Here is a 15,032-nt window from a genome sequence, read left to right on the forward strand (position 1 = left end):
TGAATTCTAACGACTGACTCCTAAATTCTGTTTTGAAAAAATTGAGGCTAAAAACTTTAAGTAAACCAAGCAGGGTGCCCGAATAACTACCAAAGCCAACACCTGATAAAACCAGACCACCGAAACAGTTGAGCGATGAATAGTTTGTTTGGTAATTGGGCCAGTACCCTGAGAAATAATTTCTTATTGCTGGTTCTTTCAACACTGCTGCCAACATTTGGAATTAGTAATTCTGTCTTGGCAGCAGAGCGGATTTATGCATCTTATTCAGCTTTAGAGCTTTCCATTTCAGTCACCACTTTAGAAAACTATGCCAAAACAGGTGTAATTAACGAAGATTTGGCAGCGTATCAGCAATATCTGCCTCTACAACAGCTTCAAGAATTGCGGCGGATTTTACTCAATCGTGTGAAAGTTAATCCAGCAATAGTTTCGCAACTTCTCTACACACCGCAAGGAGAATTTTTGCTACATCGGTTGGCGCAAGTCATTAAAACCAGTCAGCCAGAACCAGGATTTGGTACTTTACGTTCGGCGTTAATTTTAGCCTCTGCTGAATCGGGAGGCTTGACACTTTTGAATGTGTTGCGTAAATATCCCACAAGCAGCATTCGCCTTGATGTTGCAGAGACTTTGGATATAGCTACGGAATTGGAGAAACTTGTTAACCAAACCCATCGGGCGATCGCAGCAGTTTCCCAAGAGTCAAAAATAGAAGCTGCTACCATCAAACAACCAAATTTCTCGCAATTGCCAGATTTACAAGTTCCGGGAAAGTTGAAGTCGCAAAAATACACCTTAAAGTTTTTCGACTCAACGCGCAATCGGCTTTTATTAACTGATGTCTACATTCCCAATGTCAAGAATGCTGCACCCGTAATTGTAATTTCTCATGGCTTGGGTTTAGACAGCAGCAATTTTCAATATTTAGCTACTCACCTAGCTTCTTACGGATTCGCCGTCGTTGTTCCCAATCATCCTGGTAGTGATGCTAAACAATTACGTTCTCTGTTGAATGGACGCGCCAATGAAATAGCAGAACCAAGTGAATTTAAAGACCGACCTTTGGATGTCACATATATCCTGAATCAACTGGAAAAAGATAAGCAATCTGATTCACGATTTAAAGGTCGGTTAAATCTGCAACAAGTCGGAGTATTTGGCCAATCTTTGGGAGGCTACACAGCCTTAGCCCTAGCAGGCGCTAAAATCAACTTTGAGCAGCTAAAACAAGACTGTCAACCAGCAGCACTGCAAAATACCTGGAACATGTCTTTACTGCTTCAGTGTCGCGCTTTGGAATTGAGCATCAGCGAGTCTGGCAAGGATTATAACCTGCGGGATGAGAGAGTGAAAGCTGCGATCGCAGTTAATCCCATTACTAGTTCTATTTTCGGCAAAGCTGGCTTAAGTCAAATAAAAACTCCAGTGATGATTGTCAGCAGTAGTGATGATACAGTTGCACCAGCTTTATCCGAACAAATTCTACCTTTCTCCTGGTTTGCAAATTCACAAAAATATCTCGTTATGCTTGTAGGTGGCACCCACTTTTCCACCATTGGTAATGGCAACCCCGCAAATCAACAAGTAGCATTACCTGCCGATATGATTGGCGATGCTTCTCAAGCGCGTCGTTACATGAATGTTTTAAGTTTACCTTTCTTCCAAACCTATGTTGCAGGAAGATTGCAATACACCCCCTACCTTAACGCCGCCTACACCCAAAGCATTTCTAGTAAGTCTCTTGGTTTGAGTCTCGTCAAGTCATTGAATACAACCGAATTAACACAATTGCTGGATGTAAAAGGAGCTAAACCTGCAAAAAAGTCCCCAACACCATAGTCAGCTTCGGATTTTGGATGCTGGATATTGGTGTTGCATTGCTGAATGTGATGATTTTTATTTGACTTGTACAGACTTAATTAATTATGCCTGTGCAGTTTATTTGCACTTTCATGCAAACATAAAAGCTATTCGACCTAGAAAAAACTATTTTCATCTGCTGAATCAGCAGATGAAAATCTCACGCATTCGCCGTCAGGCGTTCCCGCTTTTTTAAACGCAAAGCTAGAAAGAAAAGTTCATCAGTCTTGTTCATTAGCAATTCCCAGTTCCTTTTTGCTGTGCTTCAACTCTTTCCAAAGTCCTTTAATCTGCTTGTAAGCTTCTTCAGGAGCAAGCTTTCCTGATGTTTCTAAAATCGAGATGAAGCTAACTTTTTGAGCAAATTCTTGGAGATTGGCGTTAAATACTAGACACTCTGGCCGAATTTGACCGTAGTAACGACTGCGTGGGTAAAAAAATCTGTTTTTATCTGGCTGATTGGGTTGTACCATTAGCTACGCTCCTATCTATAATTTTTATTCATAATAGTCAACTAATTCAAAAACTGGTGTGACAGTCGTTACAACATATTTCCCTTTAGGCTTCTAATCTGATCTGTAGCGAAAGATTCGAGAAACACTCTTGTGTTTCCGATTGAAGTAGCCTTTCTACATCTCCAACCTATTGACTAGAGACTATCGCTTCTATAAACACTAGAAGCAAGAGAGGCTGCTGAGGTTGCTTTTTCTTTCATACACAAGCTGCTATTGACAGCTTAGTAAGATTATAGTTACTTTTTATAAACTCGAAAAGCTTTCTTAAGATAGATTTAAAACCATTTTTAGTAGGTGTGGCAAAACTATACCTTTTACATAAAAGCATTCGTCTAGCCGTGACCGATAATACTTGCTAGAGCTTCGAGTTATTTGTGCTGTAATCTCAGTATAGAGAGAGCAGAGCTACTACAAAGCCCCTAAAGGGCTGAGGTTACCTTACGAGTAGGGAAAAAATCTTCATTTATCGCCTTTTGAAAGGTAGGCATTTCCCCTAAACAGGAATAGTCGCCAAACAACGAAAAACTTTTTTTACTGGAACATCTAAGTAGCTTTGCTACTTCTATTATCAACTGTGTAGGATTTGATGGCTTTTTCATATAAGTTTGAAACCCAGATGCAAGAGCTTTTGTGTGAACTTTATCTTCAGCACTGCCACTAAAAGCGATCGCTGGAATTTCTCTAATCTGTGCTGACTTAAGTGTTCGGACTTTCTGTATTAACGAATACCCAGACTCACCTGGCATATCAATATCGCTAATTAGAAGATCCAGTTTACATCGCTTAATTATCTCAAATGCTTCCAAAGCTGATGATGCCGTCATCACCTGAATTCCATACTTTTTAAGAACACGGCTAATCAAGACAAGAATATCTTGATTATCATCTACGATTAGAATTGTCATTCCTTTAAAAATATCTACATTTTTTATATCTTTAAGAGGATGCAAATCTTCAAAAGCTATCTGGCTTCTATCTTCAAGAGGATGTGCATCCTCAAAACGGTCTGACACCATATATTCGCCTCCTGAGTTGGCTAATCAATTAGGGAGGAAGTCCTACAGGTAGCTAGCTGTCAACTAGCTGCCTATTGGGCATTTTACAATGTTATTAGCTTGATCTAATCAAGTTTTATGATCGCTACTTTTATTTACTTAGATATATAAAATTGGCTTTTTTTCTGAAAATTGGTGTTTATTTTTACACAAAACGATATTCTTAGGATTTAAGCTAAGTATTTTTGTAGTACGCCGCCACATCAGCCACAAGAGACGAAAGTTTGCTTCTCCTATCTCACTACCAGCCTCAACTATGTCATAAAGAGAGCAGTGGCTCTCAAATATCCTTATGTTGCTTCCCATAGTCAAGAGAGTGACATGAGGATACTGGTACTGAGATTAATATTGTAAAAACCATGACAATAGCAATTGATATGCGATCGCATTCATACTTATCAACATATACTTTAAAGAAATGTGACATTTAATTGCGCTATTGTAAAAATCAGCTTTACATAAGTTGATTTATGAGCCAGCCTGAAAATACTACTACCCAAGCTACCGCTCTGACTAACCACGATCACCAACCTATTCACATACCTGGCTCTATTCAACCTCACGGAGTTTTACTGGCACTCAGTACTCAGCTAGAGATACTGCAAGTTAGCAACAATACCCAAGCTTATTTGGGCAAAGAGCCAGAAGATTTGCTCGGTAAACCGTTGAGCTATTTGCTAGCAGATCAACAAATAGAAACTGTAAAGCAGTGCGTGGTAAAAGAAATTGGCAGACCTAATGCATTTAAAGTATCAATAAATACTTTACATAGAGAACGATACTTTGACGCGATTGCTCATCGTACAGAAGAGGCTGTGATTCTGGAGTTAGAGCCGACAGATTCAAAATCTGAGGTGAGTTTCTTAGGCTTTCATGCTTTGGCGAGTGAAGCGATCGCAAAAATGCAAAGAACATCAAACCTGATAGAATTTTTGCATGTAGTCGCTGAAGAAGTCCAAAAAATCATCGGTTTTGATCGGGTAATGGTCTATCAATTTGACCAGTCGGAAGCGGGTTCTGTTGTTTCAGAAGTCAAACGGGAAGATTTATCACCTTATTTAGGACTCCACTATCCCGCTACAGATATTCCAGCGCAGGCTAGGGAGTTATACACGCGCTGCTTTCTCCGATTTCTCCCCGATTTAACAGCCGAACCTGTTGAGCTAGTTCCACCGGAAAATCCGACAACACATCAGCATCTTGACTTAAGCTACTCTGTACTACGAAGTTTTGATTGGTGTTGTGCTGAATATCATCAAAATATGGGAGTAAAGGCTCTTTTGGTGATTTCGCTCATTCAAGAGCAAAAGCTTTGGGGATTAATATCTTGCCATCATCAAACACCAAAGTATATTTCTTACGAAGTGCAGAAGATGTGCGAATTTTTGGGACAGATTGTGTGTTCTGAATTAGTGCACAAAATTAGTTATTCGGAATGGGACTATAAGGTAAAACTCAAATCGCTACAGTCTGATTTCCTTGAGTCCATTTCCCAAGCAGATAATTTTATCGATGCCCTAATTAAACCTGAAATCCGCTTGCTCGATCTTGTCAGTGCTTCTGGAGCGGCGGTTTGTCTGAATAATGAAATTACCCTTGTAGGAGCAACACCAAATATTCATGAAGTTCAGGCGTTAATTGAATGGGCAGATACCCAAGTTAGTGATAATCTGTTTTTCACCGATTCTCTGCCGAAGCTTTACCCAGAGGCGCTCATCTTTAAAGATACTGCCAGTGGCTTGCTGCTACTGCGGATTTCTAAAGTCCGGCGTTATTATATTCTTTGGTTCCGCCCTGAAGTTATCCAAACAGTAAACTGGGCAGGTAATCCTAACGAATCCATTCAAGCTCAGACAGATGGTAGCCTTACCCTATCTCCACGAAAATCCTTTGAACAATGGCAAGAAACGGTTAGATTAACTTCTCTACCTTGGGAAACTTGTGAACTTGAGAGTGCGATCGCTCTGAATAATGCGATCGTTGGGATTGTACTATCTAAGGCGGATGAGTTAGCTAAAATCAACCTAGAGTTAGAGCGCAGCAACCGGGAATTAGCCTCCTTTGCCTACGCGGCTTCCCATGACCTCAAAGAGCCTTTGCGGGGAATTTATAACTTCTCGACGGTGCTGCTAGAAGACTATGCCCAAGTCTTAGATGATGAGGGAATTGAGTGCTTGCAAACAGTAGTTTCCTTGTCTGTACGCATGGAAACTCTCATTAATGCTCTGCTACGACTCTCACAGTTAGGACAAGCACAACTGCGAGAGCAAGCAACCGACCTCAACGAATTGGTTACCCAAGTGATTGAAGTCTTTCGTGCTAGTCGCCAAGACTCTGGGCTTGTGAATATTCGTATTCCTCGGCCTTTACCAACAGTTCAGTGTGACCGAGTTCTCGTTAATGAAGTCTTCAGCAATCTGCTAGGCAATGCGTTCAAATACAACGATAAGGCAGAGCAATGGGTTGAGATTGGCTACCTTTCTCAAGAAGAAGCAGGGGGAGCAGGGAGCAGGGAGCAGGGGGCAGGGAGCAGGGAGCAGGAAGCAGGGAGCAGGGAGCAGGGAGCAGGGAGCAGGGAGCAGGGAGCAAGGGAGAAGAATTTTCCCCTCTTCCCCCCGCACCCTGCCCCTCTGCCTCTTCTCCATGCCCAATCCCCAATCTTCTATATCCGAGATAACGGTATTGGAATTCCACAGCATCACCTAGAAACCATCTTTCGACTATTTAAGCGACTCCACTCCCAGGAAAAGTACGGTGGAGGAGCAGGTGCAGGACTAGCTATTGTTAAGAAGATTGTTGAGCTTCATAACGGTCAAATTTGGGTTGAATCTACCGTCGGTGTTGGCTCAATTTTTTATTTTACGCTGGAATAGTTTAATATAATAACCAAATATGTATTTTTGTTAAGTTCTTTTAAGACCACGAATGACAAAAAAACTTCATGAACCTCTGCTCGTTGTTGAGGACAGCAATGAAGATTTTCGGATGCTACAACGTCTGATGCGGCGCATGTCCGTCCAGAACCCCATACATCGTTGTACTAATGGGGATGAGGTTTTAGACTTCCTCTATCAACAAGGAAGCGAAGCCTTACGCAACTCTCAAGTAGCACTAAGACCCTCTGTTATCTTGCTCGATCTGAATTTGCCAGGTATTGATGGCCGTGACATTTTAGATCGGCTCAAGCAAGACAAGAGTTTCAAGGAAATCCCCATCGTTGTTTTTACCACATCATCTAACCCCAAGGATATTGAATTGTGCTACCGAAAGGGCGCAAATGGATATTTGGTAAAGCCGATGGATGCTCAGGAACTAAAAAAGACGATTCAAGCATTTGTAGACTATTGGCTTGAAGCCAATATGCCGCCAGTCTTGGATTAATTTGTTTATTCTCTGTTGATGAGACAGTAGGGAAAAAAGGATAACAAAAGAGACGGCTCAGAGGGCACAGAGACATTTTCCTCTTTGAGTCACTGTGTCTGCTTGTCTCTTTTAGATGAGTTTTTCCCATTTTCTTTGTTTATATTCCTTTAGAATTGCTAAAGAATTTAGATTTTATTTACACTTATTTTATATTATTTTTAGAATTATGCAAATAAAAACATAATCTGAATAAAAGGGATCTACATCGCTCCCTAATCCTCATACTTATATATGTTGGACACATGGACGCTACTCATCATCGATGATTGTGCAGCAGATCGGAAAATCTATCGTCGATATCTGTTGAAAGATCCGCACCAGTCCTACCAGATTTTGGAGGCAGACTGTGCAGAAGAAGCACTTGCTTTGTGCCAAAAAATGCGCTTTGATGTCATTCTGCTGGATTTTTGCCTGCCTGATATGAGTGGGTTAGAACTCTTTGATCAGATGCAGCAGGAGATATTTGAGACTTCTGTCCCTGTGATTATGTTGACAGGGCGTGGTGATGAAGAGATAGCTGTGCAAGCAATGAAACGGGGTGCGTTAGATTATTTGGTCAAGCAAAATCTGACACAGGATGTACTGCAACTAACAGTCCGCAACGCCATCAAGCAATCGTGCTTGCAAGCCCAACTCAGCAAAACTCAAGAGCGCCAACGCCTAATTGCCACGACTGCTCTCCGAATTCGCCAGTCTCTTAACCTAGAGCAAATTTTGAATACAGCTGTAGCTGAGGTACAGCAACTTCTGAAGTGCGATCGCGTGATAGTGTATCAGTTCGCCCCAGATACTGACGGTAAAATTGTTGCCTCCTCAGTTGAGTCATACCGCACTGTAGCATTGTGCGATCGCGTCGGGACACGAGAAGAAGCAGGGGAGCAGGGAGCAGGGAGCAGGGAGCAGAGGAAGGAGAGAGTTAAATTAATTACTCATTCTCCCCCTTGCACCCTGCACCCTGCCCCTCTGCCTTTTCTGCCCAATACCCAATCCCCCATCCCTTATATCTATGAGCTTGGCTTGTGTAATTGTGTCGGACTGAAAGAGCAATTTAATACTAAGGCAAATCTGGTGGTTCCCATTAATCTGAGTAACAATGGGAACCCAACCCCCAAGCTTTGGGGTTTGTTGATTGCTCACCATAATTCCGGGGAACGACAGTGGCAAACTGATGATGCCCAAATGCTCAACGAAGTTTCGGTGCAACTAGCGATCGCCATCCAACAAGCTGAATTGCTAGCCCAAACTCAAGCAGCGCTTGCCAAAGAAAAGCAACTCAATACATTTAAATCTCAAATCATTGCAACGGTTTCCCATGAGTATCGAACGCCGCTAACTTCAATTCTTGCTGCTGCATCAACTTTGGTAAAACATAGCCAGCAACTGGATGAATCTAAACAACAAAGGTTTTTGGGAATAATTGAACAGAAAGCAAGGTATATGTCCAAACTTGTGGATAACATGCTTCTGGTTAACCAATTTGAACTGGAAAAACCCAAATTTAAGCCAATCCTACTCGATTTACTGCAATTTTTTTCTGAACTGATAGAACAAGAGCGAGAAACAGCAGGCGATCGCCACAAATTGATTTTTCAAATTAGTGGGAATAATCAAGGCTTTTGGGGCGATCGCGGACTTTTGCAGCAAATTTTTATTAACTTAATATCCAATGCAATTAAGTACTCTCCAGATGGAGGTACTGTAGAATTCCACCTCATCGGTAAAGAATCACAAGTAATCTTTTCTATCAAAGATCAGGGAATTGGTATCCCAATGGCAGATCAAGAAAATTTGTTTCAATCGTTCAGTCGTGGAAGTAACGTTGACACAATCCCCGGTACAGGCTTAGGGCTTGCGATCGCTAAAGCTTGCGTTGAGTTACATGGTGGCTATATCACCTTGTCTAGTGAAGTGGGACAAGGAACTAAAGTTACAGTCAGCTTACCGAAGATATGTCCAATAGGTCAACTATCCCCATCATCAACTTGACCTACTCTCGAATTTCTAGTTTGGTAATCAACCATTCTTTGATTGTTTTCCCGCAAGGCTCAGAACTTTGGCAATCATTGACGTTTTCTAGCCCATAAGACATCTGTACTTTTTTCTTGACGTATTTCTCTGGTTCGCAAATATCAAATGTCGCACCGACATCATATAATTTACCCTTTTCATCGACAACAGTAACGTAGCATTTTAAGTCTCCATTCTGCATATCTTTGATAGTACCCAATATCGGCTTATCTTTAGGAACTTCATTAACTTTTTTATTTTTAATCGATGTATTTTCATTTAATGTTGAACTACTAGTGTTTTTGCTAACTTCAATATCATCTAACTTTGCTTTATTTGCAGAGGGAGATTCAGAATTAATTGGAGTAGTTGTTGCAGTATTTGCTTGATTAACTTTATTTTGTTGAGAAGCACTCTTGTCAGAGTCACCACAACTCACAATCAACATAGAACAAAGAATTAATGTAGTAGTGAAGATTGTTTTTTTCATTTGATTTATGTTCATAAAACCCTATTGATGATTGTTTTGGTAAAAGTATTAGACCAATTGTCAACCCACCAATTATTCTGGTGGTTAAAGTAAAACAGGTAGTGTCTCTATCAAACGTTCAAAAAAATCCTTGTTTCCTTGAGTAGCGCATAGAAGCACAATTGGTCAACGTAAAGATATAAGAAAAATTTTATTAATTTTTCTATAATATTTGTTTATTTCTTACAATTTTATGTTCTGTCACTTATAAGTGACATCCTGATATTTACTGTACATGCTCGGCGTTATCTGCATTTTTTGTGTATTATTCGGTAAAGTGTTTAGAGAATGTCTTTAGAACGATTTCTGCGTATAAAATGATGCCCAATTAAACCTTGATTACCAAATATTAATGCTTTGAGCATTAAATAAGTATTTAATAGAGTTTAGAAGCTGTAAGTATTGATTTTGTGTTATTTCAAGGTTTTCTCAACTTAAACAAACCATTTGACTGGACTTCCCACGACTGCGTAGCGCGGGTGCGAAAATTGTTGCGCCTCAAGCGTGTAGGACATGCGGGAACCTTAGATCCAGCTGCTACAGGGGTTTTACCAATCGCTCTTGGTAAAGCCACAAGATTATTGCAGTATCTGCCAGGAAACAAAGCTTACAAAGCCACTATTCGATTGGGTGTGCGTACTACAACTGATGATTTACAAGGTGAAATCATCACTTCTCAACCTTGTGCTGGATTGAGTTTGGCACAAGTGAAAAGTGCATTACCACAATTTGAAGGCAAGATTGAGCAAATACCACCTAGTTACAGTGCAATTCAAGTAGATGGTAAACGCCTCTACGACTTAGCACGCCAAGGTAAAATGGTGGAAGTTCCAGTGCGAACAGTGGAAGTTTTTCAGATAGATATTTTGGACTGGAGAGAAGGAGATTTTCCCGAATTGGATGTGGCGATCGCTTGTGGTTCTGGTACATATATTAGAGCGATCGCTCGTGACTTAGGTGCAATTTTAGAGACTGGTGGCACTCTTGCCGCTTTGATTCGCACCCAAAGCAGTGGTTTCGATTTAACAGATAGTCTCACTTTGACCGACTTAGAAACTAAACTGCAAGCCGATACATTTCAACCGATTTGCCCAGATGCAGCTTTACAACATTTGTCATCTCTTACTTTACCAGCAGCATCTGCTCAAAAATGGTGTCAAGGTCAGCGAATTTCTCTAACTTTCGATGTTTCTAAAATAGTACGAGTTTATGATGAAGAGACTCGCTTTTTAGGGATTGGGCAATTACAAGACGAAGTGTTGATTCCCCAAATGGTTTATGAACCGATTTCTTAAAACTTTAAGCTCATCCCACCCCTAAAAGGGGATGAGATAATACGTGCATACTGATGACGGTTGACGATTGACGGTTAACAGTCAACGGCGGCGGGGCGGCTATCCCGGACAGCCCAAAAAGCAAGTGGGCTTCCCACCGCTTTGGTGATAAATTGAAGGTTTTAATTTGAACACAGAGTTTGGCTTGCTAGATGAGCGATCGCTATACTACACCTGCTGCACGTCTCAATGTTTACATCCAAGGTCAAGGATTCCCCATTCTTGGCCTACACGGTCATCCTGGTACTGGTCGTAGTCTTTCTGTCTTTACCAATCATTTATCAAAACGTTATAAAACTTTTGCCCCTGATTTACGTGGATACGGCAAAAGTCGCTGGAATGGCAATTTTGATATGAATGACCATTTGACTGATTTAGAAGCGCTGTTAGACCGCCTTGAGATTGAAAAGTGCCTTGTATTGGGATGGTCACTTGGGGGCATTCTGGCAATGGAACTCGCATTACGTTTGCCAGAGCGCATTACAGGGCTGATTTTGGTGGCGACAGCCGCAAAACCCCGTGGCAGTCATCCTCCTATCACTTGGCAGGATAATTTATATACTGGCGTTGCTGCTCTAATAAACTATATAAAGCCGAGTTGGCAATGGAATATTGAAACTTTTGGCAAGCGATCGCTTTTCCGCTACCTAATCCAACAACATACATCAACTACTTATAACTACATTGCTACTGAAGCGGTACCAGCTTATTTGCAGACCTCTCCTGCTGCTACTCGCGCCCTTTATAGTGCAATTCAATCGGGATACAACCGACTTCTAGATTTGCCACAAATACAATGTCCTAGTTTAGTACTTGCTGGTGACCAAGACCGCCACATCACATCTGATTCCAGCTTACAAACTGCTCAACACCTCAACAATTCTAAGTGGCAGTGCTATCCCAACACCGCCCATCTTTTTCCGTGGGAAGTCCCCCAGCAGATGCTAAATGACATTGACCATTGGCTGGAAGAACATCCGCAGGTAATTGGTAGTCAATAGCCCAATATTTAAAAAATTTTGACTATTGACGAACAAGAAATGGAGAGTGAAGATGTGGTGACGCGGTGAGTGAAAAAGACGCAATAACGCGGTAAAAGAATTCTCTGTATTTCCCTTGTCTTTGCGTCCCCGCATCAGAGCGTCCTGTTCATTCTCTGGCCTAACTGAACTTAAATTTGACCGCCAAAGGCAGGCTGTACTTTGCGGTCAAATCTTTCCCCCAAGTCTTCGGCGATTGTTAAGGTATTAGGTTTACAGCGCTTGACATTCACAGAAATTCCCTGCGCTCCTTCGATCTCCAAATCCTCTATATATCCAATGCTTGACAATCTTGCATCAGAAGAACTTAGAAATGGCCCGAAATAGTACGTGCAACGGGGATTCTGTGTCACAATCTCTACCCACCAAGCCAAGCCGATGGAGTCGAATGTGTTAATTAACACTTCCTTAAGGTTATGCCAAATGGTTTTCATGGTTTTCGCCAATTTATAAACGTCTACAGGGTGTTAAACGATATGTTGCTTTATTATCTTTTACATTTCTTTATACTCTGTTACTGTTATTTTTTCAAAGAGATTTTTTGTAATTTATCTAGGTGAAGGGTATTTAGCGATCGCTGGCGATAAATTTCATAAAGTGTCATACCCGCTGCTACAGAAGCATTGAGGCTGGGAGTCTTACCTTGTAGAGGAATCGATACTAAGAAATCACAGGAGCGTTGAGTTAACATACTCAGACCTTCACCTTCTGAGCCGATTACCAAAACGATTGGCCCAGTGAAATTCACTGTATGCACAGGTTCGCTTCCACTTGCAGCAGTGCCGTAAATCCAAAAGCCAGCTTCTTTTAATTCTTCTAAGGCGCGGCTGAGGTTGACAACTCTAGCTACAGCAAAATTTTCTAAAGCGCCTGCTGCCACTTTCATGACAGTGGAAGTGATCCCAGATGCCCTTCTTTGAGGAATCACCAATCCTTGAGCGCCTATTGCTTCTGCGGTGCGAATAATTGCTCCCAAGTTGTGGGGATCAGTAATTCCGTCAGCCACTACAATTACCGGATCGGTTACAGCTTTTGCTTGCTCAATGAGATCGGGCAATTCGATGTAGGCGTAGGGAGCAATTTGTGCAGCCACACCTTGATGATTGGCCCCGTTGGTGAGATAGTCTAAACGCTTGGGTTCAACCTCATCAATAACTGTGCCATTTTCCTTCGCTTGCAGCAGAAAATGGTGAAAGCTGGGATCGTAGCGCAGACGGGTGGTAATCCAAAGACGGTTGAGATTGCGCTGATTTTGCAACGCACTTAATACTGGATGACGACCGTAGATGAGATCGTTATCTTCTTCTATCGGTTGTGTAGATACAGACGGCTGGGAGAAGTTGCTATTTCGTTGGCGGGAGTTGCCAGAAATGGGGTTGCTATCTATTTTCCTGGGATTGCGAGTAGGGTTGCTATCTATTTTCCTAGGATTGCGAGTGGGATTAGCAACAGAGACGGGATTGCTATCTATTTTTCTAGGATTGCGAGTGGGATTAGTAATAATACGCTTACCCTGAATTTTTACGGGTTGCCCACGATTGGGTTCGTTAGAAGTTTTGACTTTTCTTGGTTTATTCTGCATTTGAGTTATAGATATAGCGAATGGTTGATAATCCCGATTACCTCAATTTCTTGAACCTAATCTACTGCTGTGGCTACTGTGAAATTGAGTTCTCACTCTTTTTCTACATGAAGCATTTGCAACAGTTCGTTTAGACGCTGGTAATCGGTGAGATATAAGTAGCCAATTAAGGTTTCTAGACTAGTTGCCTGTTGATAAATTTCGGGATTAAGTCGCTTAGGGCGTCCTGTAGCGGCGTTTCTACCCCGTCGGACAATTTCTAATTCGGTGTCCTTTAGAAAAGGAATCAGCGATCGCAAATGTAGCGCTTGTGTTTCCGCTTTTACCTGCTCCACTACCAGACGATGGTAAATTCCTGACCGCTGCAATGGCAGCAGATAGAACATCCTAACATACAACTCATAAATTGCATCCCCCAAATATGCTAAAGCAGTAGGAGAAATTTTTTGCACTTGTGAGAGGGAAATCTGTTGGAATGGCGCTGTGGTTGCCAAGAGTGCTTGAGTCCAAGATAAACTCTGTTTGGGAGTTACATCTTGTCCATCTAATAGCTCTTCCTCCTGTGACTTCACAAATAAATCATTCCTTGACGGGCTACATTTGGCAGGCATTCTTTGCAAAGACTGATTTTTCTGAAGTAAGCCATAATACTATACTTAGCATAATCAATACTATCAGAAACACTTACTAATTCTATCTTTTTGATTGAAACTTGGCATTTTAGATCACCCTGATGTCAACGCCCATAAACCAAATTTCGCCTACTTGTGGTCTGTAGCTAAGATAGGGTAAAATTCTGACATCAAACTCACCCTGTTACTTGATTGCATTTTCATGCTTACTTAGCAAGCGACAATTTTTAACTATACAGTATCAAGTCAAGTTTACATATAGACAAATCTGCTAGCTTTGTATTTCGTACAACTTTTTCAGACTTGATTGTTTATCCGATAATAACCCAACAATTACATACCCAATAACTGGGTGTCTATATCTTTAGTTATTGCTTAACTTTAAACATAATAGCTCAACTGGCTTTGTGCCTCTCCCACAAGGAGAGAGGTTTTCTGCCAGAAGTTTTAAAAATTAAGCTATCCGATGTTGAATCTGGATAGCCAAATTGATCTCTCAGGTCGAGCAATCAAGACTACTTGACGTTTTCTAGAGCTTCTTCAACTGATTTTTGCAGGGAGAGAAACTTCTCTAGGCGAACAAGCTTGACCGTTTGAGTTACGCGGGCATTCGTGACAATTTGCAAAGTGCCCTCGGCAGTTTGAGCCTGCTTGGCTAGCTGTACCAGAGCACCCAAGCCAGAGCTATCAACAAAGTCGATTTGTGAGAGATCCAAAATAATGTGCTTAGGGCCCTCGTCAATCTTGCTGCCAAGCACCTTGCGAAATGTCGGTTCAGAAAAGGCATCTAACAAACCTGTGAGGCGGAATAGCTGACAGTTATCCCGGACTTCACGAGTGCCCCTCAGGCTAACGGTTAGATTCAGTGGCTCAGCAATAATTCCCTCCTCATGAGTTAAAGTGAACGCTCAAGTATAGATGGTTTTTGAGCAAGTTGTCTACAATCTGCTGGGATAGGGCATTGGGCATTGGGCATGGAAAAGAGGCAGAGGGGCGGGGTGCGGGGGGCAGAGGGGAAAATTCTTCTCCCTTGCTCCCTGCTCCCTGCTCCC

13 protein-coding genes are annotated in these 15,032 nt (G+C 41.7%); 6 read left to right on the forward strand and 7 right to left on the reverse strand.

The features are described 5' to 3' along the window. Positions 1–135 precede the first annotated feature (135 nt). Entirely contained in the window at positions 136–1,842 is a 1,707-nt protein-coding gene (locus F8R90_RS07465) for an alpha/beta hydrolase (protein WP_196510223.1), read from the forward strand. 242 nt (positions 1,843–2,084) lie between these two features. On the opposite strand, the gene F8R90_RS07470 is transcribed toward F8R90_RS07465, so the two are convergent. Next, on the reverse strand, positions 2,085–2,336 hold the full coding sequence (locus F8R90_RS07470; protein WP_196510224.1) for a DUF7219 family protein: 252 nt from the start codon (positions 2,334–2,336) through the stop codon (positions 2,085–2,087). A 461-nt stretch (positions 2,337–2,797) separates the two neighbouring features. Next, positions 2,798–3,394: a response regulator gene (locus F8R90_RS07475; RefSeq protein WP_196510225.1), complete on the reverse strand. Its 597-nt coding sequence runs from the start codon at positions 3,392–3,394 to the stop codon at positions 2,798–2,800. 509 nt (positions 3,395–3,903) lie between these two features. Between F8R90_RS07475 and F8R90_RS07480 the strand changes: the two genes are divergently transcribed. The 3 genes from F8R90_RS07480 to F8R90_RS07490 all read left to right on the forward strand — a co-directional run bounded on the left by F8R90_RS07480 (position 3,904) and on the right by F8R90_RS07490 (position 8,842). Further along, positions 3,904–6,306, forward strand: a complete 2,403-nt coding sequence (locus F8R90_RS07480) for an ATP-binding protein (protein ID WP_196510226.1) — start codon at positions 3,904–3,906, stop codon at positions 6,304–6,306. A 52-nt stretch (positions 6,307–6,358) separates the two neighbouring features. Next, positions 6,359–6,814 carry a response regulator gene (locus F8R90_RS07485; RefSeq protein WP_190893920.1) on the forward strand — a complete coding sequence of 152 codons (456 nt, stop codon included), beginning with the start codon at positions 6,359–6,361 and terminating at the stop codon, positions 6,812–6,814. 273 nt (positions 6,815–7,087) lie between these two features. Next, the gene (locus F8R90_RS07490; RefSeq protein ID WP_196510227.1) at positions 7,088–8,842 is read left to right on the forward strand and encodes a hybrid sensor histidine kinase/response regulator; all 1,755 of its coding nucleotides are present in this window, start codon (positions 7,088–7,090) and stop codon (positions 8,840–8,842) included. A gap of 1 nt (position 8,843) precedes the next feature. Here the strand turns inward: F8R90_RS07490 and F8R90_RS07495 are convergent, their stop codons facing one another. Further along, the gene (locus F8R90_RS07495; RefSeq protein ID WP_196510228.1) at positions 8,844–9,353 is read right to left on the reverse strand and encodes a hypothetical protein; all 510 of its coding nucleotides are present in this window, start codon (positions 9,351–9,353) and stop codon (positions 8,844–8,846) included. A 449-nt stretch (positions 9,354–9,802) separates the two neighbouring features. Here F8R90_RS07495 and truB point away from each other — a divergent pair, with 449 nt between their 5' ends. Then, positions 9,803–10,687 carry a tRNA pseudouridine(55) synthase TruB gene (gene truB / locus F8R90_RS07500; RefSeq protein WP_196510229.1) on the forward strand — a complete coding sequence of 295 codons (885 nt, stop codon included), beginning with the start codon at positions 9,803–9,805 and terminating at the stop codon, positions 10,685–10,687. A 191-nt stretch (positions 10,688–10,878) separates the two neighbouring features. Next, on the forward strand, positions 10,879–11,727 hold the full coding sequence (locus F8R90_RS07505) for an alpha/beta fold hydrolase (protein ID WP_196510230.1): 849 nt from the start codon (positions 10,879–10,881) through the stop codon (positions 11,725–11,727). 170 nt (positions 11,728–11,897) lie between these two features. On the opposite strand, the gene F8R90_RS07510 is transcribed toward F8R90_RS07505, so the two are convergent. The 4 genes from F8R90_RS07510 to F8R90_RS07525 form a co-directional block, all read right to left on the reverse strand. Beyond that, positions 11,898–12,200 carry a DUF1816 domain-containing protein gene (locus tag F8R90_RS07510; RefSeq protein ID WP_190893915.1) on the reverse strand — a complete coding sequence of 101 codons (303 nt, stop codon included), beginning with the start codon at positions 12,198–12,200 and terminating at the stop codon, positions 11,898–11,900. An 86-nt stretch (positions 12,201–12,286) separates the two neighbouring features. Next, positions 12,287–13,348 carry a 23S rRNA (guanosine(2251)-2'-O)-methyltransferase RlmB gene (rlmB, locus tag F8R90_RS07515; protein WP_190893914.1) on the reverse strand — a complete coding sequence of 354 codons (1,062 nt, stop codon included), beginning with the start codon at positions 13,346–13,348 and terminating at the stop codon, positions 12,287–12,289. A gap of 92 nt (positions 13,349–13,440) precedes the next feature. After that, positions 13,441–13,920 carry a Mini-ribonuclease 3 gene (locus F8R90_RS07520; protein WP_196510231.1) on the reverse strand — a complete coding sequence of 160 codons (480 nt, stop codon included), beginning with the start codon at positions 13,918–13,920 and terminating at the stop codon, positions 13,441–13,443. A gap of 575 nt (positions 13,921–14,495) precedes the next feature. Then, complete coding sequence (locus F8R90_RS07525) at positions 14,496–14,861, reverse strand: STAS domain-containing protein (protein ID WP_190893946.1); 366 nt, start codon at positions 14,859–14,861, stop codon at positions 14,496–14,498. Between the last annotated feature and the right edge of the window lie 171 nt (positions 14,862–15,032).

The sequence above is a fragment of the Nostoc sp. NZL genome, from assembly GCF_015714705.1.
GTDB classification, from domain to species: domain Bacteria; phylum Cyanobacteriota; class Cyanobacteriia; order Cyanobacteriales; family Nostocaceae; genus Nostoc; species Nostoc foliaceum_A.

Coding starts and splice junctions, on each gene's coding strand:
- F8R90_RS07465 (WP_196510223.1), top strand. CDS start 136: ATGAATAGTTTGTTTGGTAATTGGGCCAGTACCCTGAGAAATAATTTC.
- F8R90_RS07470 (WP_196510224.1), bottom strand. CDS start 2,336: ATGGTACAACCCAATCAGCCAGATAAAAACAGATTTTTTTACCCACGC.
- F8R90_RS07475 (WP_196510225.1), bottom strand. CDS start 3,394: ATGGTGTCAGACCGTTTTGAGGATGCACATCCTCTTGAAGATAGAAGC.
- F8R90_RS07480 (WP_196510226.1), top strand. CDS start 3,904: ATGAGCCAGCCTGAAAATACTACTACCCAAGCTACCGCTCTGACTAAC.
- F8R90_RS07485 (WP_190893920.1), top strand. CDS start 6,359: ATGACAAAAAAACTTCATGAACCTCTGCTCGTTGTTGAGGACAGCAAT.
- F8R90_RS07490 (WP_196510227.1), top strand. CDS start 7,088: ATGTTGGACACATGGACGCTACTCATCATCGATGATTGTGCAGCAGAT.
- F8R90_RS07495 (WP_196510228.1), bottom strand. CDS start 9,353: ATGAAAAAAACAATCTTCACTACTACATTAATTCTTTGTTCTATGTTG.
- F8R90_RS07505 (WP_196510230.1), top strand. CDS start 10,879: ATGAGCGATCGCTATACTACACCTGCTGCACGTCTCAATGTTTACATC.
- F8R90_RS07510 (WP_190893915.1), bottom strand. CDS start 12,200: ATGAAAACCATTTGGCATAACCTTAAGGAAGTGTTAATTAACACATTC.
- rlmB (WP_190893914.1), bottom strand. CDS start 13,348: ATGCAGAATAAACCAAGAAAAGTCAAAACTTCTAACGAACCCAATCGT.